Source organism: Bradyrhizobium sp. USDA 4501 (genome assembly GCF_054062115.1).
Genome location: NZ_JBSSEX010000001.1, coordinates 1,624,892 through 1,646,814 on the forward strand (window position 1 = coordinate 1,624,892; position 21,923 = coordinate 1,646,814).

25 protein-coding genes and 1 tRNA gene are annotated in these 21,923 nt (G+C 62.3%); 11 read left to right on the forward strand and 15 right to left on the reverse strand.

Annotation, left to right across the window (positions count from 1 at the left end; all coding sequences use genetic code 11):
• Positions 1-4: 4 nt before the first annotated feature.
• The 4 genes from ACVWZM_RS07585 to deoC all read right to left on the reverse strand — a co-directional run bounded on the left by ACVWZM_RS07585 (position 5) and on the right by deoC (position 4,870).
• Positions 5-928, reverse strand: coding sequence for a ribokinase (locus ACVWZM_RS07585; protein WP_076829081.1), 924 nt, complete (start codon positions 926-928; stop codon positions 5-7).
• Between the two features lie 4 nt (positions 929-932).
• Positions 933-1,388, reverse strand: coding sequence for an RbsD/FucU family protein (locus ACVWZM_RS07590; protein WP_057018876.1), 456 nt, complete (start codon positions 1,386-1,388; stop codon positions 933-935).
• 79 nt (positions 1,389-1,467) lie between these two features.
• Positions 1,468-3,855, reverse strand: a complete 2,388-nt coding sequence (locus ACVWZM_RS07595) for an aldehyde dehydrogenase family protein (RefSeq protein ID WP_456852320.1) — start codon at positions 3,853-3,855, stop codon at positions 1,468-1,470.
• A 10-nt stretch (positions 3,856-3,865) separates the two neighbouring features.
• On the reverse strand, positions 3,866-4,870 hold the full coding sequence (gene deoC, locus ACVWZM_RS07600) for a deoxyribose-phosphate aldolase (protein WP_076829160.1): 1,005 nt from the start codon (positions 4,868-4,870) through the stop codon (positions 3,866-3,868).
• A 257-nt stretch (positions 4,871-5,127) separates the two neighbouring features.
• On the opposite strand from deoC, the gene ACVWZM_RS07605 reads away from it, so the two are divergent.
• Entirely contained in the window at positions 5,128-5,922 is a 795-nt protein-coding gene (locus ACVWZM_RS07605; protein ID WP_057018878.1) for a DeoR/GlpR family DNA-binding transcription regulator, read from the forward strand.
• Between the two features lie 80 nt (positions 5,923-6,002).
• On the opposite strand, the gene ACVWZM_RS07610 is transcribed toward ACVWZM_RS07605, so the two are convergent.
• The 3 genes from ACVWZM_RS07610 to ACVWZM_RS07620 all read right to left on the reverse strand — a co-directional run bounded on the left by ACVWZM_RS07610 (position 6,003) and on the right by ACVWZM_RS07620 (position 9,825).
• The gene (locus tag ACVWZM_RS07610; RefSeq protein WP_057018879.1) at positions 6,003-7,154 is read right to left on the reverse strand and encodes a substrate-binding domain-containing protein; all 1,152 of its coding nucleotides are present in this window, start codon (positions 7,152-7,154) and stop codon (positions 6,003-6,005) included.
• A 101-nt stretch (positions 7,155-7,255) separates the two neighbouring features.
• Entirely contained in the window at positions 7,256-8,248 is a 993-nt protein-coding gene (locus ACVWZM_RS07615) for an ABC transporter permease (protein ID WP_076829084.1), read from the reverse strand.
• On the reverse strand, positions 8,245-9,825 hold the full coding sequence (locus ACVWZM_RS07620; protein ID WP_168858450.1) for a sugar ABC transporter ATP-binding protein: 1,581 nt from the start codon (positions 9,823-9,825) through the stop codon (positions 8,245-8,247). Before ACVWZM_RS07620 ends, ACVWZM_RS07615 begins: the two co-directional genes overlap by 4 nt.
• 259 nt (positions 9,826-10,084) lie before the next feature.
• Between ACVWZM_RS07620 and ACVWZM_RS07625 the strand changes: the two genes are divergently transcribed.
• The 4 genes from ACVWZM_RS07625 (at position 10,085) to ACVWZM_RS07640 (ending at position 12,874) form a co-directional block, all read left to right on the forward strand.
• The gene (locus ACVWZM_RS07625; RefSeq protein WP_076829086.1) at positions 10,085-11,917 is read left to right on the forward strand and encodes an outer membrane protein assembly factor BamB family protein; all 1,833 of its coding nucleotides are present in this window, start codon (positions 10,085-10,087) and stop codon (positions 11,915-11,917) included.
• Positions 11,918-12,016: 99 nt separating this feature from the next.
• The gene (locus tag ACVWZM_RS07630; RefSeq protein WP_456852322.1) at positions 12,017-12,298 is read left to right on the forward strand and encodes a hypothetical protein; all 282 of its coding nucleotides are present in this window, start codon (positions 12,017-12,019) and stop codon (positions 12,296-12,298) included.
• A gap of 51 nt (positions 12,299-12,349) precedes the next feature.
• Positions 12,350-12,423: transfer RNA gene (locus ACVWZM_RS07635), tRNA-Lys, on the forward strand.
• 172 nt (positions 12,424-12,595) lie between these two features.
• The gene (locus ACVWZM_RS07640; protein ID WP_456852324.1) at positions 12,596-12,874 is read left to right on the forward strand and encodes a hypothetical protein; all 279 of its coding nucleotides are present in this window, start codon (positions 12,596-12,598) and stop codon (positions 12,872-12,874) included.
• A gap of 73 nt (positions 12,875-12,947) precedes the next feature.
• Here ACVWZM_RS07640 and ACVWZM_RS07645 read toward each other — a convergent pair whose 3' ends face one another.
• Entirely contained in the window at positions 12,948-13,523 is a 576-nt protein-coding gene (locus tag ACVWZM_RS07645; RefSeq protein ID WP_456852326.1) for a hypothetical protein, read from the reverse strand.
• A 492-nt stretch (positions 13,524-14,015) separates the two neighbouring features.
• Positions 14,016-14,411 carry a hypothetical protein gene (locus ACVWZM_RS07650; RefSeq protein WP_456852328.1) on the reverse strand — a complete coding sequence of 132 codons (396 nt, stop codon included), beginning with the start codon at positions 14,409-14,411 and terminating at the stop codon, positions 14,016-14,018.
• 206 nt (positions 14,412-14,617) lie between these two features.
• On the opposite strand from ACVWZM_RS07650, the gene ACVWZM_RS07655 reads away from it, so the two are divergent.
• A complete protein-coding gene (locus tag ACVWZM_RS07655; protein ID WP_456852330.1) occupies positions 14,618-14,923 on the forward strand; it encodes a hypothetical protein in 306 nt (101 codons plus the stop codon).
• A gap of 49 nt (positions 14,924-14,972) precedes the next feature.
• Complete coding sequence (locus tag ACVWZM_RS07660) at positions 14,973-15,320, forward strand: hypothetical protein (RefSeq protein WP_456852332.1); 348 nt, start codon at positions 14,973-14,975, stop codon at positions 15,318-15,320.
• Between the two features lie 307 nt (positions 15,321-15,627).
• Here the strand turns inward: ACVWZM_RS07660 and ACVWZM_RS07665 are convergent, their stop codons facing one another.
• The 4 genes from ACVWZM_RS07665 to ACVWZM_RS07680 form a co-directional block, all read right to left on the reverse strand.
• Entirely contained in the window at positions 15,628-16,107 is a 480-nt protein-coding gene (locus tag ACVWZM_RS07665) for a hypothetical protein (protein ID WP_456852334.1), read from the reverse strand.
• Between the two features lie 211 nt (positions 16,108-16,318).
• Complete coding sequence (locus ACVWZM_RS07670; RefSeq protein WP_456852336.1) at positions 16,319-16,633, reverse strand: hypothetical protein; 315 nt, start codon at positions 16,631-16,633, stop codon at positions 16,319-16,321.
• Positions 16,634-16,710: 77 nt separating this feature from the next.
• Complete coding sequence (locus tag ACVWZM_RS07675) at positions 16,711-17,433, reverse strand: hypothetical protein (RefSeq protein ID WP_456852338.1); 723 nt, start codon at positions 17,431-17,433, stop codon at positions 16,711-16,713.
• 103 nt (positions 17,434-17,536) lie between these two features.
• On the reverse strand, positions 17,537-17,773 hold the full coding sequence (locus ACVWZM_RS07680) for a hypothetical protein (protein WP_456852340.1): 237 nt from the start codon (positions 17,771-17,773) through the stop codon (positions 17,537-17,539).
• A gap of 599 nt (positions 17,774-18,372) precedes the next feature.
• Here ACVWZM_RS07680 and ACVWZM_RS07685 point away from each other — a divergent pair.
• From ACVWZM_RS07685 to ACVWZM_RS07700, 4 genes are read left to right on the forward strand one after another with little or no spacing between them, the layout of a single operon-like run.
• Complete coding sequence (locus ACVWZM_RS07685) at positions 18,373-18,798, forward strand: hypothetical protein (protein ID WP_456852342.1); 426 nt, start codon at positions 18,373-18,375, stop codon at positions 18,796-18,798.
• A 15-nt stretch (positions 18,799-18,813) separates the two neighbouring features.
• Entirely contained in the window at positions 18,814-19,077 is a 264-nt protein-coding gene (locus ACVWZM_RS07690; RefSeq protein WP_456852344.1) for a hypothetical protein, read from the forward strand.
• Between the two features lie 4 nt (positions 19,078-19,081).
• Entirely contained in the window at positions 19,082-19,747 is a 666-nt protein-coding gene (locus ACVWZM_RS07695; protein WP_456852346.1) for a hypothetical protein, read from the forward strand.
• Between the two features lie 33 nt (positions 19,748-19,780).
• The gene (locus ACVWZM_RS07700; RefSeq protein WP_456852348.1) at positions 19,781-20,218 is read left to right on the forward strand and encodes a hypothetical protein; all 438 of its coding nucleotides are present in this window, start codon (positions 19,781-19,783) and stop codon (positions 20,216-20,218) included.
• 189 nt (positions 20,219-20,407) lie between these two features.
• Here ACVWZM_RS07700 and ACVWZM_RS07705 read toward each other — a convergent pair whose 3' ends face one another.
• Positions 20,408-21,274 carry a baseplate hub protein gene (locus ACVWZM_RS07705; protein ID WP_456852350.1) on the reverse strand — a complete coding sequence of 289 codons (867 nt, stop codon included), beginning with the start codon at positions 21,272-21,274 and terminating at the stop codon, positions 20,408-20,410.
• Positions 21,275-21,427: 153 nt separating this feature from the next.
• A complete protein-coding gene (locus ACVWZM_RS07710; RefSeq protein ID WP_456852352.1) occupies positions 21,428-21,754 on the reverse strand; it encodes a hypothetical protein in 327 nt (108 codons plus the stop codon).
• Positions 21,755-21,923 lie beyond the last annotated feature (169 nt).

Genomic DNA, 21,923 nt, shown 5'->3' on the forward strand with positions numbered 1-21,923 from the left:
AGCATCATCCCCTCAGCAGCGCTTCGATCTCCACGCGCCGCGGCATCGCGGGCGCGGTGCCCGGCCGGGTCACCGAGATTCCCGCCGTGGCCGAACCGAACCGCGCGGCCTCGAGCGGATCGACGCCGTCCGCGAGCGCCGCCGCGAAGCCGCCGACGAATGCATCGCCCGCGCCGGTGGTTTCGACGACCTTGCCGGACGCGAAGGGCGGCACGTGCAGCGAGCGATCCCGCGCATGGAATAGCGCGCCGCGTTCGCCGAGGGTGATCAGCGCGGTCCCGGCGCCTTTGGCCAACAGGGCGTCGCCGGCGCGGCGGGCGCCGGCGAGGTCGCCCACCGCGATGCCTGTGAGCGCTTCGGCCTCGGTCTCGTTGGGAACGACATAATCGCACAGCGCAAACAGGCCATCGTCGAATTGGATCGCCGGTGCCGGATTGAACACCGTGATGCTGCCGGCGGCGCGCGCAATCTCGAGCCCGCGCCGCGCTGCATCGACCGGCTGCTCGAGCTGCGTCACGAACACGCGGCTGTCGCGGATCGCGTCCGCCACCGCGTCGACATCGGCCGGGCCGATACCGCCCGCTGCACCCGGCACCACGATGATGGCGTTGTCGCCGCGCGTCTCATGGACATAGATAAACGCCGCGCCGGTCGGCGCATCCGCGGTCCTCGCCACGCGCGGCCGGATTCCCTCGGCCTCCCAGGTCCTGATCGCAAGCTCGCCGAAGGCGTCGCTGCCGATCCGCGAGATGAAGCTCACGCCGGCGCCGGCCCGCGCGGCCGCGACAGCCTGGTTGGATCCCTTGCCGCCGGGCCCCATCGCGAATCCCGAACCGGCGATCGTCTCGCCGATCGCCGGCATGTTGCCGGCGCGGAACGCCAAGTCGACGACGAAGACGCCGAGGACGGCGACGCCACTCTTGCTCATCTCGTCACTCCCCGTCCGGCCCGATCACGCCCTTGCTGAACAGGAAGCAGCCATAGAAGCGCCGCTCGCCCGTCGCGATCACGCAATAGGCCGTCTTGGCCTTCTCATAGAAAGCGTGGCGCTCGACGCCGACCAGCGGCCAGGACCGTCCCTCCGCGCGATCGATCGCGGTCTGCACCTCGCGCTGCACGGGTGGCACTTCCTGAGCCTGGCCGACAATCTCCATGCGGCTGGCCGCATCGTCGACGAAGGTGTCGAGCGGCATCACCGAGAGGATCGCCTCAACCGCCCTGGCCGCGTTGACATTGTCGATGCGCAGCAACCGGCCGAGAACCGTCTGGCGCGCGATCGAGTCGGCCGGAAAATTGGTGTCGCACACCACCAGACGATCACCATGCCCCATCGCCCGCAGGGCGTAGAGTACGTCGGCATTGAGCAGTGGATCGATGCCCTTGAGCATGTTGCGTCCTTCCCTTGTGTTCAAACTCGCCGGACTCTGACGGTCCGAACCCCATCGATATCACCGCGAGGTGACGTCGCTAGTCACCGTACGGAATCCAGATGTTCTTCACCTGCACCGCGTGGCGGAGCAGGATCGGGCCCTCGCTCGCGGCCTTGTCGTACCAATCGAGCGCGAGGCCATGATCGACCAGAGTCCGCTTGAGATTGCCGGTCGACAGCCGCTCGGCGGCCGCTGAGGCGTCCTGCGATCCGAATGCCCAGAGCGCGTCGACATCGTCGTGCTCGGCAAGCACCTTGACCAGTTCGCTGTGATCGCCGGTGACGATGTTGACCACGCCGCCCGGCACGTCCGAGGTCTCGAGCACCTGGTAGAAGTCGGTCGCGGCGAGCGGATGCCGCTCGCTCGGCACGGCGACGACCCGGTTGCCCATCGCAACTAGCGGCGCCACCAGGCTGATGAAGGCGAGCAGCGGCGCCTCGTCGGGACAGGCGACGCCGACCACGCCGATCGGCTCATGCATCGCGAGCGCCACGCCGCGCAGCGGCGGTGCGTGGACGGATCCTTCGAATTTGTCGGCCCAGGCGCCATAGCTGAACAACCGCTCGATGCTCGCATCGACTTCCGTGCGCGCCTTCGCAGCCGACACGCCGGTCATCTCGGCGATGCGCCGGGCGAATTCGTCGCCGCGCGCGGAAAGATTCTCGGCAAGGTAGTAGAGGATCTGGGCGCGATTATGCGCCGTCGCCCGCGCCCAGGACTCGGCGGAGCGCGCCGCGGCCACCGCATTGCGGATATCCTTGCGATTGCCCTCGCCTGCCTCGCCGAGGCGCCGGCCCTTCGGCGAGAGCACCGGGCGCGAATAATTGCCGTCCGGGCGCACCTGCTTGCCGCCGACGAACAGTTTTGCCGTCCGATCGATTGGCGGCACATCGAATCCGGCACTTGCGCCAAAAGCCGTCGGCAGCGTCGATGCCTTGGCCCGCGCCTTGCGCCCGCTCCAGGCCTTCGGCTTGAGATACTCGTACATGCCTTCACGGCCGCCCTCGCGGCCGAAGCCGGACTCGCGATAGCCGCCGAAGCCGACGCTGGCGTCGAACAGATTGGTGGCGTTGACCCAGACCACGCCGGCCAAGAGCTTCGGCGCGATATCGAGCGCCAGACCGATCGTCTCGCTCCACACGCTGGCGGCAAGGCCGTAGCGCGTGTTGTTGGCGAGCATCACGGCCTCGTCAGGGGTGCGGAACGTCATCGCCACCAGAACAGGGCCGAAGATTTCTTCGGTCGCAACCGTCGAGGATGGATGCACGTTCCAGAGCAAGGTCGGCGGATAGAAACATCCTTCCGCCGGGATGGCACCGGACGCCTGATATTTCTCGGCGCCTTCCTTCACCCCGGTCTCGACCAGCGACTTGATCCGTTCGAGTTGTACCGGTGCGACCACCGCGCCCATGTCGATCGCCTTGTCGAGCGGCATGCCGACGCGAAGCGTCTCCATGCGGCGGATCAGGCGCCGGCGGAAAGTCTCCGCGATCCCCTCCTGCAGCAGCAGCCGCGAACCGGCGCAGCAGACCTGGCCCTGGTTGAACCAGATGGCATCGACCACGCCTTCCACCGCGCCGTCGATATCGGCATCGTCGAACACGATGAACGGCGACTTGCCGCCAAGCTCGAGTGTCAGCGATTTGCCGGTGCCCGCGGTCGACTGGCGGATCAGCCGTCCGACCTCGGTCGAGCCGGTGAACGCGATCTTGTCGACGCCGGGACTTTCGACCAGCAGCGCGCCGGTGGCACCGTCGCCGGTCACGACGTTCAGCACGCCCGGCGGCAGGCCGGCTTCGGCCGAAAGTTCGGCGAACAGCAGCGCGGTGAGCGAGGTGAACTCCGCCGGCTTCAGCACCACCGTATTGCCCGCGGCCAGCGCCGGCGCGATCTTCCACGCCAGCATCAGCAGCGGAAAATTCCACGGAACGATCTGCCCGATCACGCCAACCGGCACCTGATCGGTGAATTCGCGCTCCTGCAGCTGCGCCCAGCCGGCGTGATAGAGGAAATGGCGCGCAGCGAGCGGCACGTCGAGATCGCGGGTTTCCCGGATCGGCTTGCCGTTGTCGATCGCCTCCAGCACGGCGAACAGCCGGGCGTGACGCTGCAGCATGCGCGCCAACGCATAGAGATGACGGGCGCGGCCGTGGCCGCCAAGCTTCGCCCACGCTGTCTGCGCGGTGCGCGCGGCGCTGACCGCCGCCTCGATATCGGCGGCGGCGCCCTGCGCGATGCGCGCCAGCGTCTTGCCGGTGGCGGGCTCGGTCGTCGTGAGGCGTTTGCCGGCATGCGGCGCCGTGAACTTGCCGGCGATGAAATGCCCGAAGGTGGCGCCATGCCGCGCCAGCCAGGCGCGTGCCTCGCCGTCCGCCTCCGGCGCGGGGCCATACTCCATGGTCTCGAAATAGCTTGCGACGCTCATCGCTGGAGTCTCATCCCACAGGGTGGCGGTTGAAAGCCGAGTAGTGGCCGGTCACGTGATGCTCGAGCTGCCGCTCGATATCGGCGAGCAGGCTGGAGGCGCCGATACGGAACAGGTCCGGCTCGAGCCAGTCGCGGCCCAGTTCCTCCTTCATCAGGAACTGATAGTTGAGCACGTCCTTTGCCGTCGAGATTCCGCCGGCCGGCTTGAAGCCGATCTGGTAGCCGGTACGCTCCTGATAGACGCGGATCATCCGCAGCATCGCGAGCGTCACCGGCAGCGTCGCGTTGACGCCTTCCTTGCCGGTGGAGGTCTTGATGAAATCGGCGCCGGCCATCATGCAGACCATCGACGCCTTGGCGACATTGCGCAGCGTCTTGAGATCGCCGGTGGCCAGGATCGTCTTCAGATGCGCGTCGCCGCAGGCGGCGCGGAAATCCTGCACCTCGGCGTAAAGCGCCCGCCAATCGCCGGTCAGCACATGCTCGCGCGTGATGACGATGTCGATCTCCTGCGCGCCGTCGCGGACCGACGCTTCGATCTCCTTCAGCTTCAGATCGTGCGGCACGAGGCCTGCGGGAAATCCGGTCGAGACCGCGGCGACCGGAATGTCCGATCCGCTGAGCGCTTCGACGGCCGTCGCCACGAACCGATGGTAGACACAGACCGCGCCGGTATGCAGCTCACGGCCGGCAAAGCCGAGCCGCTCGAGAAGGTCGCCGCGCACCGGCGCTTTGGCCTTGGCGCAGAGGCGCTTCACCCGTTCGGTCGTATCGTCGCCATTGAGCGTCGTCAGGTCGATGCAGGTGATCGCCTTGAGAAGCCACGCCGCCTGCGCGTCCTTCTTGACCGTGCGCCGGCCCGGCAGGCTCGCAACGCGGCGTTCGGCGGCCGACAGATTGATCCTGATCTCGTCGACCCAATCCATCTCGAGCGCGCGGCCGCTGTTGCGCGGGAGCTGATGCCCGCCGCCCGGGGAAGGCGACTGCGCGGCCAATGGGGACGGATTCTGCATGAAGACGCTCTGCGTCATGGAGGCGCCGTGCGTCCTAGCGAATCGACGAGATCGCCAGATAGACTGAATGTGTCGATCGCAACATGTGATCCTCCCCTGACCTTGCCGCGGGGTTTGCCGACTGCCTGAGGACGACATCGTCCCCGACCTTCGATCAGCCCGCCGGACTGGATGTTATTATTGTAACAAATCGACGTTGATAAACTCACAACATTGTAAGATCATTGTCAATCGGATAAGCAAGCCCGGCGATCAAAATGGCTGAAACATCGAACGCACGACCAAGCGAGACGCGCGTGCAGCGCCTGCAGAGGCTGCGCCGCGCCGTCGAATCGAGCGGCACGCTGCATCTGAAGGACGCCGCCGAGCTCCTCAAGGTTTCCGAAATGACGGTCCGGCGCGATCTCGCCGGGCCGGACGCCGCGCTGGCGCTGCTCGGCGGCTACGTCGTCAATGCGGCGTCGCCGACCGGGGTCAAGTACACGTTCGAGCAGGAGATCGATCAGCACACCCAGGACAAGCGCCTGGCCTGCCGGTCTGCCGCGGCCTCGATCAAGGAAGGCGATACGATCTTCATCGATTGCGGCACGACGATGCAGTCGCTGGCGGACTGCCTACCGGAGGACCTGCCGCTTTCGGTGATCTGCTATTCGATGAACGTGGCGTCGATCGTCACGCGACGGCCGGCCACGCAGGTGATGCTGATGGGCGGCCTCTACCATCCGTCGTCGCAGTCCTTTGCGTCGGACGACGGCCTATCCTATCTGCGGCGGCTCGGCATCAACAAGGCCTTCATCTCCGCGGGCGGCGTGCACTGGACCCGCGGCGCGAGCTGCTCGAATTTTCACGAGGTCGCCGTCAAGCAGGCCGTCATCGAGACCGCGATGGAAAGCATCCTGGTGATCGACGCCAGCAAGCTCGGCAGCCTCAAGTCGGCGTTCTTCTCCGATATCGGCGCGTTCTCGCGCATCATCGTCGGCGGCGCGGCGTCAGCGGACATGCGCAAGCACTTCCGTAGCCTTCCCGTCGAGTACGTGACCAGCGCAACCTAATCCGAGCGGGGGCTGGCACGCCCGGATCAGGCTGCTCACGATGCGCGGGCTCGCGGGACCACGCATCGCACTCCTGCGGCTCAGTTGCAGGCAGGCTTCGCCTTGTTGCAGGCGTCGGTCAGCTCCGGCGGCGGCTCCTTCTTGAACACCGTCTTGTAGGATTCCAACACGTTGGACTGCGTCACCGGCAGCGACTGCACACCGATCCAGCCCGGCGTTTCCTTGCCGAGCAGCGCGTTCATCATGGCCATCGCTTCGGCGACACCCTGGTCATAGGGGCGCTGCGATCCGGTCGCCTTCAGCGGGCCACCCTTGGCGATCTCGATCGCCGATTGCAGGCCGAGATCGACGGTGGCGACCGGAATGTCGATGCCCTGCGCGCGCATCGAGCTCAGCGTATCGAGCGCCGGCTGGTCCCAGACCGCGAACAGGCCCTTGATATCCGGATTGCCGGTGAGGAAGTCGCCCGCGATCTGCGACACCTTCGGCGGGTCGGTGAAGTCGACCTGCTTCATCTTGATGTCGGGACGATTCTTCTGCATCCACTCACGGACGCCCTTGGTGCGCTCGTTGGTGCTGAAATAATCGACGCCGAAATTGACGAGGCCGATGGTGCCGCCCTGCGCGACGCAGGACGCCAGGATCTGGGCCGCGATCAGGCCGTTGCCCTGGCTATCCGCCGAGATCATGGAGGCATATTCCTCCGGATGCTTCAGGCCGGTCGGGATGCTGTCCATCAGCACGAGCTTGATGCCGGCCTTGGCGATCTTCTTGTAGGTCGGTGCGGTCGCCGTGAAATCGACCGGGATCGAGATGATGCCATCCGGATGCTGCTGGATGGTGTTCTCGATATCGGCGATCTGCTTGTCGACCTGATATTCGGCGGACGCGACGCCGGTGACGGTCACACCGTACTTCTTCAGCGTATCGGTGATGCCCTGGATCTGCAGTTGCGCCCAGTCGAGATTGACGGTCTGCATGGAGATGCCGACCTTGAAATGCTTCTCCCTGATCTTGGCGGCATCGGCGTCCGACAGCGCCAGCACTTCGGGCGAGGCGGCCTTCTCGCCGTGCGGCCCCTGACCGACGATCGATTTCGGTCCAAGCGTCGCGAGATCGACGCCCTTGACGCAGGTTGCAGGCACTTCGGCGCGAGCCGAGGCGGCGATCGAAATGGCCGTCGCCGCGATCAACGCGGTCAGCGGCAGGGTTTGTCGCAAGATCGGCTTCATTGTTTCCTCCCGTTTTGGTCGCCGATTGACCGGAGGCCGGCGACCTTGCCCCTACCCTTGCAACGCCTGACCTTGCGGCCCATGCGCTGCACCGTCGTGCTCTAGCGTTTCGTGAAGGCGACCGCGGCCACGATGATCGCTCCCTTGATGACGAGCTGCAGCGGCGAGCTGACGCCGAGCAGCACGAGGCCGTTGTTGAGTGTGCCGATGATGAGGCTGCCGAACAGCGTCCCCAGGATGTAGCCGCGCCCGCCGAACAGGCTGCAACCACCGAGGATCACGGCGGCGATGACGTCGAGCTCCATGCCCTGCACGACGTCGGGCCGCGCGGCGTGCGAGCGCGCGGACAGCACCAGCGCCGCAAGCCCGGCGAGCGCGCCGGTCAGCACAAAGGCCGCGGTCGTTACCCATTTGGTGTTGATACCGGAATACAGCGCCGCGGTCGGATTGCCGCCGACCGCATAGATGCGGCGGCCGAACACGTTATAGTGCAGCAGCAGGATGCCGACGATCATCGCCGCCAGCGTCCAGGCGATCGGAACCGGTATGCCCAGGAACGAGCCTTCGCCGAAGATCGCAAAGTACGTCTCGTTGGTGATGATGACAGGCTTGGTATTGGTTACCATCATCGCCAAACCGCGCGCCATGCTCAGTGAACCCAGCGTCACCAGGAACGACGGGATCGAGAGCTGCGTGGTCAGGATGCCGTTGAGCAGCCCGACCAGCGCGCCGGTGCCGAGCCCGGCAACAGAGCCTACGATCCAGCTATTGTTGATCTGACTCATCGCGAGCGCCGCGGCCATGCCCGACAGCGCCAATGTCGATGCGACCGACAGATCGATCTGGCGCGCGATGATTACAAAGGTCATGCCGACCGCGATGATCGAGACCAGCGTGGTCTGGCGTCCGATGTTCAGGAAATTGTCGACCGACAGGAACCAGGGCGAGGACAGGCTGAACACGACCAGCAGCACCACGAAGGCGATGTACAGCATGTAGGGCCGCTCACCCCGCAGCAGATTCTGCAGCAGCTTGCGGCGTCGATCGGATCGGGTCGACGAGGCGACGAGGTTGGGCGCGGTCAGTTCGGTCATGCGGGCAGCTCTTGCAATACGCCTTGTTCGGAAGCCTGGTAGATCTGCAGCAGATGATGGAGCTCTTCGGCATCATCGATCTCCCCGCGCAGCAGCGTTCGCGCCACGCGTCCATCGACGATCACGGAGATGCGGTCGCAGAGCTCGATCAGTTCGACGAGGTCCGACGAGACCACCAGGACGCCGGTGCCGTCGCGAGCGGCATTGCGGATCACGCCGTAGATCTCCTCGCGCGCGCCGACGTCGACGCCGACCGCCGGCTCGTCGAGCAGCAGAACGCGCGGCCGCGGATCATTCCATTTTCCGAACACGACCTTCTGCTGGTTGCCGCCGGACAATGTCCTGACCAGGCTCGAAGCGCCTTGCGCCTTCACCGACAGCCTCGCCACCGCAGCGTCGGCACGCCGGGCGGCGGCGCGCTGCTGCATGAAGCCCCAGCGCGAGAAATGCGGAATCCGCGGCAAGGTGATGTTGCGCTCGATCGAATGATCCAGCACCAGGCCCTGCAGATGCCGGTCTTCCGGCACCAGCGCGACGCCATGGTCGATCGCATCGGCCGGGCTCCTCGGCAGCCAAGGCCGACCGTCGATCTGGCATGTGCCGCTGTCGACCGGCCGAAGGCCGAAGATGGTCTCCAGAATCTCGGTGCGTCCGCTGCCTATCAATCCGGCAAGGCCGTGGATCTCACCCTTCATCACGGACAGTTCGACGGCCGACAGGCGATCGTTCGACACGCGCGACAGCGACAGAACCGGCGACGGATCGAATGAACGCGCAACTGCAGGTTCAGCGCGCGACGCCGCGGGCGCCAATCGATCGGTGCCGATGATGGAGTTCACCAGCCGCTTCATGTCGGTCTCGGCGGTGACGAACGTGCCGGCATTGGCGCCGTCGCGGAGCACCGTGACACGCTGCGAGATCTCGAACACCTCGTTGAGCCGATGCGTCACATAGATCACGCCGACGCCGCGGCGCGTCGCCTTGCCGATCGCGTCGAACAGGATACGAACTTCATCCGAAGTCAGGGACGATGTCGGTTCATCGAGGATCAACAGGCGCACCTCGCCCATCAGTGCCTTGGCGATCTCGGTCATCTGGCGGTAGGCGAACGGCAGCGAGCCGACTGCTGCCTTGGTATCGAGGGGAATGCCGAGCTCGCTCAGGAACGCCCCGGCCCTGGCCATCAGTTCGCGCTTGCGGACAAAGCCGAACCGCGTACGCGGCTCGCGGCCGAGCAACAGATTGTCGGCGACGCTCAGCGACTCGACGAGACTGAGGTCCTGATAGACGACGGCGATGCCTGCCTCGCGCGATCTAGCCGGACTGTCGAACGTAGCTGGTTTGCCGGCGATCTCGATCGTGCCGCTGTCGGCCGCGTGGACACCACTAAGGATCTTGATCAGCGTGGACTTGCCGGCCCCGTTCTCGCCCAGCAGCGCGTGCACCTCGCCGGCCCGGACCTCGAGGTTGACGTCGCGCAACGCCCGCACGCCGCCGAAGCGTTTGTTGATGCCACCGACCATCAACAGCGCCGTCGACGGCCGAGGCTCGGCTGCGATCGAACCGGACAATTCCAAATTTTCCTCCCGTCGACCGCGCGCGGCGCTGGTACGATGGTGACATATTGTTATTTTTGCAACTTATCTTGTTATAATTCTATCACATCGGCCGACCTGTCAATGGGAGATCGCGCCAGCGGGCGCTCGAATTGAAGGCGGCGATCGGATCCTGCACCGCCATACGTGCGGCCGGCCTCCGCCAAGCACGATGGCAGCCGGAAGGTTGTGCTAAGCTGCAATTGCTCTCTTCATCAAAAACCAACTCCGGTGAATCACGATGAAACTGAGTGCTGCGATTGCCATCGCCCTGATCTCGTCTTGCCTGCCCGCCGCGGCGCAGCAAGCCGGTGCCGATCTCTACGCGCAACGCTGTGCGCAATGTCACGACAGCAGCAACGCGGCTGTTCGCGCGCCGAGCCGCACCGCGCTGCAATCCAGATCGTTCGACGAGGTGCTTGGTGCGATCACCACGGGCCCGATGGCATCCTTCGCGCAGGGACTGGCCAGCGACGAGCGGGCGGCGATCGCCTCACTCGTCACCGGAAAGGCCGCGTCGCTCGTGCCAACCGAGAGCGCAGGCCAATGCGCGCAGAACGAGACCGGCTTTCCGCAGCCGATCGATGGGCCGCGGTGGAACGGTTGGGGCACGGATATCAACAACAGCCGGTTTCAGCCGGCGGCAATGGCCGGCCTCGCGCAAGACCAGGTCCCGCGGCTGCGTCTGAAATGGGCGTTCGGATTTCCTGACACGTCGAACGCCAACGCGCAGCCGGCCGTCGTCGGTGGCTTGCTGTTCGTCGGTGGCGGCGACCGCAAGGTCCACGCCCTCGACGCCAAAACCGGCTGCACGCGCTGGGAGTTTCCGACCGAGGCGCCGGTGCGGACGGCCATCAGCTTTGCCCCACTGGACAACGACCAGTCTGCCATCTTCTTTGGCGATGTGCGCGCCAACGTCTACGCCCTGAATGCCGCGACCGGCAAGCTGATCTGGAAGAGCAAGGTCGACGATCATGTGGCCGCCCGGATTACCGGTGCGCCAGTGTTCTATTCCGGCGTCGTCTATGTCGGGGTTTCATCGATCGAGGAGGCTATCGGGTCTCGTCCCACCTACCAGTGCTGTACGTTTCGCGGCAGCGTCGTTGCGCTGAAGGCCGAGACCGGTGCGCAGATCTGGAAGGCCTATACGATTCCCGAGGCACCGCATCCGACACGGGCGAACGCCCTCGGGACCCAGCTGTTCGGTCCGGCCGGCGCGTCGGTCTGGTCCGCGCCGACGATCGACGTGCAGCGCCAGGCGCTCTATGTCGCGACCTCGAACAGCTATGCCGATCCGGCAACCGACACCAGCGATGCCATCCTCGCGTTCGATCTCGCGACCGGCCGAATGCTTTGGCACCAACAGGCCACACCGAAGGACAGCTTCGTCGTTGCGTGTTTCGGCACCGATCAGAGCAATTGTCCGGAAGACCGCGGCCCCGACCATGATTTCGGCCAATCACCGATCCTGGTGAGCCTGCGTAACGGACAGCGCGTGCTGGTGATCGGCCAGAAATCCGGCGTGGTCCACGCGCTCGATCCCGACCACGAGGGCAAGATCCTGTGGCAGACGCGGATCGGCAAGGGTGGCGCGTTGGGCGGGACCGAATGGGGTTCCGCCGCCGACCAGGACCGAATCTATGTCGCCAATTCGGACGTACGATTTCTCAGGGACGGCACGCGACGTCTGAATTCAAGCGAAGGTGGCGGCCTGTTCGGGCTCGATCTTGCGACCGGAAGGATCGCGATGCAGGTGGCGCCGGTGGCCTGTGGCGACCGCCCCCAGTGTAGCCCCGCTCTCTCCGCGGCGGTCACCGCCATTCCCGGCGTCGTGTTCTCGGGCGGCGTGAGCGGCTTCCTGCGCGCCTACGCGACCGATGACGCACGGCTGCTCTGGGAAATCGACACCGCCCGCGACTACGCCACGGTCAACGGCGTTGCGGCCCATGGCGGCGCCATGGACGGACCCGGCCCGGTCGTCGTCGACGGCATGCTGTACGTCAATTCCGGCTACGCGCAATGGAGCGGCCTGCCCGGCAACGTTCTGCTGGCCTTTGAGGTCGGCAACCCCTGACGGGTATTTGCGCCGGCAAGCTGAGCACTACTCGCGGCGGGCTATTCGTGCTTTGATGTCGGACAGGATCAGCCGAGAGGTCCGAAGGGAGACCGTGTGGTGCTTGGTGACGTGCTACGCATTTTCACGTCAGGGGCCGCTTCCCTCGCGCGCTCCAATGGTCCCGAATCGCCGATATCAGGGACCGGCGTCCCGAAATCGACCGACATGGCAGCCGCGCTTCAAATCGATGCGCATGTCGTTGCGCACGAAAAACACAGAAACTATAAGTGCTTGAAAGAATGGTCGGAGTGGCAGGATTCGAACCTGCGACCCCTGCGTCCCGAACGTAATCAGCGACCGAAAAAATCAACAAAAGCAACGAAGCTCGATCCGGATTGACCACTTTTATCGCTGTTCGTTCACGGTGTTTCGGTGGTCAATCGGTGGTTGGCGAAGTTTACTTCCGAACAACGAGTAGCAGATTTTTACTCCGCGGGTTGCAGGTTCGAATCCTGCACTCCGCGCAACACGGGTGCAACACGGCACTTCGTGATTTGTTCTACCGAAAGTCCGGGTGACGGTACCGAATTTGGGTCGGCTGCGGTGTTTGGACCCATACTCAACCGCTGATTGAAGGGTTAGTCTCGCGCCCAGGTGGTAATTTTTACCACCCCAAACCCCTAGGGAGGAATTTGCATGCCCTCCGTACTCGCAATAGGCAAGGTTGAGATTAAGAGCTTAAACCGAGAGTTTGGGATTGAGAGTGTTCCCGTCCCAACAATGAGAAAGGACGACCAGGTACTTCTGACCCCGCACATAACCAACGGTGGATCTGGTCCCGACAGAAAGGGACCCCTCTATTGTGCGTTCATTCATGAGAAAAAGGACGGCGGTTTCGAAGTCATGGCCTACGACATTCAGGCGGGAAGATTCGACGTAACTATATTTGTTGATTGGTGTGTATTGCGCGCCTGATTTGCGCAGACGCTGGAAATAACAGAACGCCGCCGGGACATGTATTTCGAGCCCGGCGGCGTAGCTTTCAAATCTAGGGCCTGCGGAACTGCTCGATCAGACCGTCGAGATCCGCGATACCCGACTCTGACGGATCCTCCTCAAGATCAGCGCCGCCGAAGGCTAGAGCGCCGAACCCAGCGAGCGAGGGCTCGGAATCTCCGTCCGAGACGTACGATCCTGCGCGGCTTGACACCGTGACGCCCTCCCCGTCGTCCAACCAAGGATCGTCATACCCGTTGGGGACATTGAGCTCGAGATCCTCGTCGCCGCTGAGCTCGTCCAGCACCGCCATGAGCCGCTCGATCTCGTCCGCGACTAAATGACGGGCGGCAAAAACAGCACGTGCCGCCGCGATCTGCTGCTCTGTGTAGATTCCCAGGAACGATACAGTCCTACCGTCGGGATCGAGGGTCGGGTTCACGACCGACTCCGTCTCATCGTGCGAGATCGGAGACGTCAGTAGCCGCTCGATTTGGTCGGCAGCCTCGTTGCGGGCACGTCTGAGGGCCGCGATCGCATCTTGGAGTCGTGGAGAGAGGCCGGCGAGAATGAACGCTGGGAGGCGCTCGCAGGCCTCTGGAGAGGGACTCCGAAAGGGACGGTTCATGGGTAGTTGCTCACTGGTTCGGCTTTCGACAGCCATCGCCGGTACCGGACCGGCAGCCGGGGGGTCGAAACCAGCCAGTGAGAAAGAAGGCCGGCTGCCGCCCCCTGCGATACTTTTCCGACCGGGACTCCTCGCTGGCGCTGGGAGGACGTTGACCGGATGCTGTCCGGCAAGACGCCTTCGGACACTACCGAGTATGCGATGCAAGGAGCGCTCCAGATGGCAGAAATGGCCAGAAAACGGCGCGAGGAACGGCTATCGAAATCAAAGAGCGGGCTCGAATGGAAAGCCCGCCGGACGAACCGGAAGGGCTCCGATAGCGTCACATGATGCCGCCTCCGCCGCCAGACCCGCCTCACCTGCCGCCCGGCCCAACGACAGCAGATGACAGCCAGCCGCTGCTGGAGCGTCTTCCCACTGACCTTCTCTCGAAGGTCGCGGAGGAGTTTGGCAATCGGATCCGGCGCCGGCGATCGCCCAGCCGGAAGCGGCTTAGGGGGGAGTGAGCTTGCGCTTCCGGCCTTGCTTTCGCTGCTCCTCGATCACGGCAATCATTCGCTCCGCATTATCGTCGGGCTTCGAAGCGTTGCGCTGCTGGTACCGTTCTCTGATTTTCCGGGCGAGACGCTCGCCTGGCGAAAGCCTTGGCTCTGGCGGTGACGGACGCGGCTCAGGCTCCGGTCGACTATGGCGCGCCGCGCGCCATTCATCGATCCGCTCGAGGTCGAACATGCCGGTGTCCGGATCGGCGGGCGGGAAGCCGCGCTTCAACAGATTGGGTAGCAGTTCGTTGAACCGGGCAAGCGTGAGATGCAGCCGGCGAGCGGCTTTTTCTGGGGGCACGTCACCAGGGTCGATCCGAAAGCGAATATCTGAACTCTTCACCATGCAGAGCAGTCTATCGACAATCACGACACGCGATAGAGTTGTCGCGGCATCCCTTCGAAAGCGGGTTGCCCTCCACTGGAAGCTGCGGTTGGATGCGATCGTTTCGCGGGGAGGTCAGCATTGATATGTTTCTGCTTCAAACGTGGCGCGAATGGCCTAAAACGCAATCCACTGAGGCCTCACGCTCCCAGACAATGAGAGAAAAAATGAATCTGGACAAGTTTAAGCCGGTGATTGAGTCGTACACTGTTGAGAAGACCATCGAAGTTGTTTGGGACCATCCGGACGGAACAACCGATCGCTTTCGAATAGAAGCGCTCCGCAATCACGAAACTGGCAAATACACCACGACGGTGTATCGTGACACCGACATTGTCATTCAACCTTCCACATTGGACGATCATGTCGTCGATCCGAGGAACGGAAGGGTTTGGGTGAACGCACAATTCCCCTGGACGCAGCGCGACACGGCCGATGCAGCCATAGAGCAATGTCTTTCACTGATTGAATGACCCGTGCTGCTTTTCGAGAGAGCAGGATTGTTCGACAGGTGCTTTGGATATGCCGCGCAGGATCGTCTCGAAAGCTGAACTAGCGGCCCTCCCGGGCTACGAAGCCATATCCGGAGGTCGAGGCTACTACTTCGATTCGCCTACCGGCCGGTGCGCTTTCATCGGCAGCATGCCCGGCGATGAATGCCACATGCATGATCGTTGGGGCATCATCAATATAGCGAAATGTAGGGACGAAATTTCGCGCGAAGGCGCAAGACCGCAGTTTAGCGTCATAGACGACGGGCTCAAACAGAACATCGCGGGTTACGAATACGATCAATCGGTGGTTGATGCCATGACCGTCGAGCGTCGAGACGAGCCCGTACTATTCATCATTGCCGGCGATGGCATCTGATCGATGGTACGCATCGTATCCGCCGCCGAATTCAAGATGGCTTAAGAGATGTGCGCCTCTTCGTATTGGCGCCCACTGTCCTACGGGACGCACGAGTCCTGTTTGTTCGGCAGCAAACCGACGGTAGCTGGAAACAAGAGATCGGAATGAGCGATGCGGACCTGGATCGCGAGATCCGCCTCGCAGAAGAAAATGTTGAGAAGTTTGTGAGACCTCACGACGAACCGTGATCTAACTTCAACAAGGGTATCTGCTGACTGACTTCAGCACGCCGTTGTCCCGTTGCGCATTGAGTCAAAGCGCCCCTCTAGGCCGCGTTCGAATGACGTATCACCTGCTGAGGTTCTGGCTGACCGTCGATGTCATCCCAACGATCGAAGGATCGATCAACGCCGGCTATATTCATCCCACAGAACCGATATAAACCGACGAGGCTGCGCAACTGACGCCTCCGAACGAACATCGCGCGACGATCGACGAGGCCAACAATCCACTCCTCGTCTGACCCAAGGTCGGCAGCATACCTTGCACAGGTCGCGATCATGACCTCGACGGTCACTCCGTCGTGCCCGTAGATTTCCTCGGAGCACCAACAGAGCTGGGCAAGTTTCCGTCGTTCCTTTTCCGAGAAGATGTACCCCTTCGGCTTCCGCAGCATGCTAGGCAGAAACTCCCACTCCTCCCACGGAGTCCAGTCCGCATCGGGCAAGTCGTGGAGTTCGCGCGCGATCGCCAGAAATGCGCTGGGATCCTCGCTGCGTTTAAAAGCATCGGCATAGATCGGCATCGAGCGGCTCCAAGATAAATGGAAACGCCAAACTCAACGAGCACTGTGGACAAGTGATTCGAAAACCTGGGGACAGCCTGAATCCGAACGAGCCAAATCGCCAGAAGCATCAAGGCGAGATCACAGTAAAAACCCTGTCGAAAACAAACGATAAAGATTGCGGGGAAGAATATTGGGTCTCGCAGAAACGCGACGAATCAACCGTTTCGCTTCAGATCCGCCGGCCTAACTCGTCGGGCCACGCGTGTATAATCCGCGTCGTGATGGAATCCGTCATCACGGTCGTGACCTGCGCGAAACCTCCAACGAAGCAGCAATCGCCGTTCTTTAGATGCGGGTTTTCGCGCTGGAGTTGGAGCACGGCCAGGCCGTCGACCTCGGGATCGATCGCATCGGGATGCTTGCTCCGTAGCCGCCCCTGGACGAGCTCCAGCAGGCGCTGATCGCACGGCAGCGGCACGAAGCCCGGCGAGGTCCGTCTGCGACCAGGGCGCGCCATAACGGTGCCTGGCATGACGAGGTGCACGACCGGCCGGCTCGCGGATGCGCTTGGCCCCCTGCGGTCGGGCGAATGGGCGTGTCGACGGTGCGATCCTCCTGAATTCACGGTCGTGCATCCGCCGTCCAATGGAAACGATAACCAGTGTTCGCGACAGAAGTCCAATTCGGCTGAAAGTTACGATTACACGGAAAACTCACCGTTCCTGCAACATCCGCAGCGGCTGAACCACTGTAGACCTTACCGGTTGCACCGCTAGTCGGGCTATAGAGCGTGACGGTAGGTGTAGAAACCAACGACGGTCGAAACGGCACCGAACACCACTCACTTGTTGACGCTACTGGCGGCAAAATGCGCTCGGAACCAACGTCGGTTATGGTGCCGACCGCCGTTCCAGCCGCCCAACTTTTTTGAAAACGAGTACGACACACGTCAAGCATTTCGCTTGCACGAACGCGCTCAAAACCACCGACCGAACCAACACGAAGATCAAAACCGGTCAACCATAGAGCATTACCGGACGTTCCCATAAACGCCGCTGTTCCAGTAGTTGAATTTACCGCGTTGACGTTTTGCCACGTGCCAGCGCCGATTTGCCAATTGCTAGCTGAAGCAAGGCAGAAATTCACAATCATGCCGCCTGCGTTGGTAAAATCCCACGCACCGGCGGTTTCCTGCGGTATGGCAATGCTAAATGGCGTCCATGTATTTGCTGCTGCGATTGTGACCGCGCCGACGATTGAGCGCGTTGCGGCAAAATTCCTGATCGCTAGACCATAGGTACCCGTGATTTGGGACGCCACCCATCCGGTAGCGACGACCTCCATGCCCGCCGACCTAATCGAGGGATGCTGGACTACCGACTGAAGAAGCTGCCACTTCGTAAGGAGGGTGATTGCCACCGTTGCCCCGGATCCGGTTCTCAGCCAACTAAGCTGCCGACGCGCTCTTTTCCGCCAATGCCGCAATCCGGGCCTTCTCGGCCTCCCGCTCGATGCGCGCGTAGTGCTCCGCGATGGTCGATTTACGTGCGTTCCAAGTTCTGCCGTTCTTGAAGCCAGGAAGCAGGTGGTTCTCGAGCAAATAGAACGCTTGCCTTTCGCTTTTGCCGATGAATTCGCCAATCGCCTTGGCTCCCGACAGCAAGTCATCCGACATGATCGTCATCGCGGTCTCCTTAAGTGGGTTGAGTCCATCTTAGTTACGATGGCTCTGCCATTTGATGGCGTCAGGATGTCCGAGGAGCTGCAGGATGCGATCCGCGCCTGGGCCAGCACGCAGGATGATGATCCACCGCTCGCCCCGGCCGTGCGCCGGCTGGTGGAGATCGGACTGAAAGCCAACACATAGCGCCCCTCACCTGTAGAATCGCCGTCGATTCGCAGGAGTGCCTAATGACACCGCAAACGTTCAGCGCCGGGCGACGTCGTGAGATTTCGCGCCTATACGCCGTGCTGCAAAAGCCGATTACGCGACCGGTACCCGCACTTGCTATACAAACCGATGTTCTAGTTTGTGGAGAGTGGGTCGACGTTGACTACGGCGGAGTGATCCGGCGAGGCGTCGTGACCGGGCGTCTTGAGCTCGTCCGGCGCGCGCCGAAAGATGCATATGCCGCGCGGTGGACCGACCATACCGACGAGGCTGATCTCCTGCGCGAGTGGCCGTGAGCAGAATCCGGCCATCACCGACGACACGACGCTACGCCTCGGCGGCCGAAATGTCCCCGGTCACGGCCAGTGCAGGGAAGAAGGAAGGACGCGACCATGAATGACAAGACGCAGAGCGACAAATCGATTGTTGCCTATGGTTTTAAGGACATCGGCGTTACCGGTGACGGTAATTACGCCAAGGTCGTACTGCTGGCCAAAGACCTCAAGACCGAGATGCCAATCCACATGGCGGCTGATCTCGTCGATAAGTTGCTACCGCACCTGATGAACCTAGCCGCAGAAAGCGAACGGCGCCGCAATGAGGGCACCAACCCGGCGAGGGTATTTCAAATCAAGCAGGGTGATGTTGGACAAACCTCCGAAGACAGCGTGATGTTCAACTTCAAGACTCCGCAGGGCCAAGATTTTCGATTCGAGATGGACAAGATCGGCGCAAAGCTCATCTGGGAGTCGCTCGGCGTCATTCTCGGATTGATCGAACAGCGGAGCGGTCCGATCGACAAGCCGACGCGGCAATAACTCCGAGTGACCTACATGAATGATCGCATGCCGCTATTCCCCGATGAGAAAATGATTGCGGCTGCGGTCATGGGCTCCGCGCGCGCCAAGGACTGGCCAGCGAAGGCGCGTTACCTCGAGGACAAGCACGGCCTGCCGGCGATCGATCCGCTCATGGGCGGGCGTTATTGGCCTGCGGTTGTCGACTTCTTCAACACGCGCCACGGACTGACGTCCAAGACCGCGCCCGTATCATCCAGCATCCGCGTCGTACCGCCGAAGCCAGACCGTAAGGAATAGGATCATGGCAAGGAATTTTGGCCCAAAGCGCCCGCGAGACGAGCTGATTCAGAAGTTCAAGAACCAAGTGAAAGCCCTCGATGCGTCGGCGGCAAGCTACGATGCTGGAGAGCATTGGGAAGCGGAGCGCTTGTCGTCAGCTGTCTTCACCTTGGTATATGACCACGGAAGCATCGCTTCGCTGCTCAGCCAGCTTGGAGTGAAGGATGAACTCGGGTTTGTTTCGTCCGGGGGTGTCAATACCAGACATGGCCTGGGGGCGCCTGACATCGCGTTCCCGTCCCTATTGATATTCGAGGCCGGCCCCGGCGGCCGTGGATTCGTACCTCAGCTTGGAGACGGCCCACGACTAGGATCCGGGCCCCCAGACTATTCCCGCATTCCGTTTGAAGACTGGTGGAAGAACCAATTGATCTATCTGCAAAAGGTAGGCGGACAATTGAATCGCGAGCGACTCGTGTGCTCGTTCCGACATCGAGATGGTGGCGGCCACGTCGGCGCCCTCTCCGACGGGACGTACATTCACCTCAAAGAGGGTAGCGGCTGGCAGTACCACCATGATGATGGACGCGTTGAGCCCATGCCAAACATCATTCCTGCTTTAATGCGTCAAGTGGCGTGGGAAGTCAGGCAGACGCTGAAGCAACTTAGTGGCGACCTTGATGTCTAAGCATAGTTTTATGATGTGAGACCCAAGAGGATCATGGGCGCGATTCTTTCCTATTTTGGGTTGGCAGCAACCGGCGTGATGGCCTGGTTTGCGGCAGAGTTTATTGGGCGGCCGATCAGGAGTTTCTTTGACTTGCGGATGGAGGTCCGCCGTCAAATGCTGTTCCTCGCTAATGTCCCGACGGAATTGCCGAAGCCATTCGTCACTCTCGAAGACCGAAGCCGCAAGAGATACGACGACATGGTATCGGCTCGGCGGGAAAAGAGCCGGACGCTTAGGGAGCTTGGCGCACGCATGCTGGCGCATGCTGAGGGCGAAAGATTTGCCCCACTAGTACTGCGCAAATTTGGCTATGACGCGCACGGAGCCGGTAGCGCCCTCATTGGCCTGTCGAGCAACTTGAGCACGCACAGCGACGAGCGGGCTAAATTCAGCATCGCCGTCGGCAAGACGCTTCGCTTCCCCGACTGAAAAAGCCCGCGCCGGTACATCCGCGGCGCGGGCTTGGGGGACTGGCACCGGTCACCGATTTTGGATAATCGGCCCGGGCTGCTGGTGTTGTTGCCATCACCGCCAGCTGGACGGCCCGACGGAAGCGATCTTCGTCGAGATGAGGCGCGCCGACCATCACGAAAGCGCGCGCTCACATTCAGAATTCCTTCACGGGATCGGCAACACCGGCGCGCCGAGATTGGTACCGTCCAGGATCGCGAACCAGTCACCGTGTGGCGTATTGGCCTGCAAACTGTAGTCGATCCAGATAATGACCCAAGGGCCCGCGGTTTCCGGAATGAGATCCTCCTTGATCGTCATGGTCGAGCGATAGGCGATCTCCCGGTGAAACTCATAGCGGACCTGCACGCCGTATTGCGTGAATGATGGATAGTCGCGTAGCCCGGTCTTCGGAGTGATCAGAAGATTGCCGCCGGCGTTGCCGTTCTTTGGCCAGACGAACAGGGTCTTGTGCTCGATGATGCCGTCGCCGACCGCGGCGTCGATGATCTCCTTCATCTGCTTCCAGGGCGAGCCCCAAAAGTACGGGTCCGCGAGTTTGCTTTTCAGTCCATAATTTTGAGATCCGAGCCCGGCTTTTTTGGCGAGCTGCTCCAGCATTGTTGCCGCGTCAGTCGGGCCAGCAAAACTCGTTGGCGTCGCCTTCATCACGGCGGCTTGGCCGCCCGCAGTCGCCAGCACGTGGAATGGGCAGTCCGGCATCGCCTTCATGTCGCCCCAGGCCTGCTGGATATTGCCGATGAAGACCGTCGACATGCCGTTGATGTCGTCGCCGGCGTCGACCTGCACCGAATAGTTGTAGTTCGGATGAATTGCCGTGCCGTAGGTGGACAGCGCCTTGATATGTTGCAGGGACAAACCCCTTAGCTCTAACTGGAGCTCGCTCTGATCGTAACCGCCGGCGCGTAGGATTCGCGCCGAGGTCCGCAGCGCGTACTTGCCGCGCTCCTTGAACGCGATGGTGCCGGCCTGCCCACCGGAAAACGTCACATCGATGTAGCGCCGCGTGAACATCAGGAGACTCCCGGTTCGAACGAGCCGATCAGTGTCTTCCAATCCGCGCAAGCGGGATGATCACGGGGTTCTTCTCCAGCCTTGCATCCGTACGTGAACGGCGGCGCACTCAAATAGTCCTCCACCGCTCGATCGTGCTCAGAGGGAGCGAAGCTATACAAAAAAATATAGCAGCTGGCGCGCCCCCTCCAATTGGGCATGCATGGTCTTTATCGAAGGGACGAGATCGGCAAGCGCCATCACGGCGAGTGAGCACGTGAGCGTCAGTCCCGAAGCCTTGAGGTTGGTGAGCTTGGCTTCTTCCTGAACAACCAGACTCTCCGCCAATTTCCGTACAGCGCCGGCCTCGGCGCGGTCGGCCAAACGCCGATAGGTCGCGATGGTGTCATGAGCCTTGTCGATCTCGGCAAGCACAGCCCCGAGTTGCTCCCGCACCTCGCGCTCACACGCTTTCGATGGATGAGCCGCGTTGTCGGCCATCAGACCATCCCCGTATTCGAATTCTGGACGTTGTTGTAATCGGACAGACGCCTCATGATGCCGTCACCGTAGGCGCTGGGATCGGCCCCGCGCGGGACCGTCACGTGCATGTTCTCGACATGCGTCTGAGTGCTGCTCGAATTGTCGATCGAGCTCTGGTCACCCCCGC

What these genes read in the sequence shown, in the direction of transcription:
- ACVWZM_RS07585 (WP_076829081.1), bottom strand. Translation starts at nt 928, where the DNA reads ATGAGCAAGAGTGGCGTCGCCGTCCTCGGCGTCTTCGTCGTCGACTTG.
- ACVWZM_RS07590 (WP_057018876.1), bottom strand. Translation starts at nt 1,388, where the DNA reads ATGCTCAAGGGCATCGATCCACTGCTCAATGCCGACGTACTCTACGCC.
- ACVWZM_RS07595 (WP_456852320.1), bottom strand. Translation starts at nt 3,855, where the DNA reads ATGAGCGTCGCAAGCTATTTCGAGACCATGGAGTATGGCCCCGCGCCG.
- deoC (WP_076829160.1), bottom strand. Translation starts at nt 4,870, where the DNA reads ATGCAGAATCCGTCCCCATTGGCCGCGCAGTCGCCTTCCCCGGGCGGC.
- ACVWZM_RS07605 (WP_057018878.1), top strand. Translation starts at nt 5,128, where the DNA reads ATGGCTGAAACATCGAACGCACGACCAAGCGAGACGCGCGTGCAGCGC.
- ACVWZM_RS07610 (WP_057018879.1), bottom strand. Translation starts at nt 7,154, where the DNA reads ATGAAGCCGATCTTGCGACAAACCCTGCCGCTGACCGCGTTGATCGCG.
- ACVWZM_RS07615 (WP_076829084.1), bottom strand. Translation starts at nt 8,248, where the DNA reads ATGACCGAACTGACCGCGCCCAACCTCGTCGCCTCGTCGACCCGATCC.
- ACVWZM_RS07625 (WP_076829086.1), top strand. Translation starts at nt 10,085, where the DNA reads ATGAAACTGAGTGCTGCGATTGCCATCGCCCTGATCTCGTCTTGCCTG.
- ACVWZM_RS07640 (WP_456852324.1), top strand. Translation starts at nt 12,596, where the DNA reads ATGCCCTCCGTACTCGCAATAGGCAAGGTTGAGATTAAGAGCTTAAAC.
- ACVWZM_RS07645 (WP_456852326.1), bottom strand. Translation starts at nt 13,523, where the DNA reads ATGAACCGTCCCTTTCGGAGTCCCTCTCCAGAGGCCTGCGAGCGCCTC.
- ACVWZM_RS07650 (WP_456852328.1), bottom strand. Translation starts at nt 14,411, where the DNA reads ATGGTGAAGAGTTCAGATATTCGCTTTCGGATCGACCCTGGTGACGTG.
- ACVWZM_RS07655 (WP_456852330.1), top strand. Translation starts at nt 14,618, where the DNA reads ATGAATCTGGACAAGTTTAAGCCGGTGATTGAGTCGTACACTGTTGAG.
- ACVWZM_RS07660 (WP_456852332.1), top strand. Translation starts at nt 14,973, where the DNA reads ATGCCGCGCAGGATCGTCTCGAAAGCTGAACTAGCGGCCCTCCCGGGC.
- ACVWZM_RS07665 (WP_456852334.1), bottom strand. Translation starts at nt 16,107, where the DNA reads ATGCCGATCTATGCCGATGCTTTTAAACGCAGCGAGGATCCCAGCGCA.
- ACVWZM_RS07675 (WP_456852338.1), bottom strand. Translation starts at nt 17,433, where the DNA reads ATGGAGGTCGTCGCTACCGGATGGGTGGCGTCCCAAATCACGGGTACC.
- ACVWZM_RS07680 (WP_456852340.1), bottom strand. Translation starts at nt 17,773, where the DNA reads ATGACGATCATGTCGGATGACTTGCTGTCGGGAGCCAAGGCGATTGGC.
- ACVWZM_RS07685 (WP_456852342.1), top strand. Translation starts at nt 18,373, where the DNA reads ATGAATGACAAGACGCAGAGCGACAAATCGATTGTTGCCTATGGTTTT.
- ACVWZM_RS07690 (WP_456852344.1), top strand. Translation starts at nt 18,814, where the DNA reads ATGAATGATCGCATGCCGCTATTCCCCGATGAGAAAATGATTGCGGCT.
- ACVWZM_RS07695 (WP_456852346.1), top strand. Translation starts at nt 19,082, where the DNA reads ATGGCAAGGAATTTTGGCCCAAAGCGCCCGCGAGACGAGCTGATTCAG.
- ACVWZM_RS07700 (WP_456852348.1), top strand. Translation starts at nt 19,781, where the DNA reads ATGGGCGCGATTCTTTCCTATTTTGGGTTGGCAGCAACCGGCGTGATG.
- ACVWZM_RS07705 (WP_456852350.1), bottom strand. Translation starts at nt 21,274, where the DNA reads ATGTTCACGCGGCGCTACATCGATGTGACGTTTTCCGGTGGGCAGGCC.
- ACVWZM_RS07710 (WP_456852352.1), bottom strand. Translation starts at nt 21,754, where the DNA reads ATGGCCGACAACGCGGCTCATCCATCGAAAGCGTGTGAGCGCGAGGTG.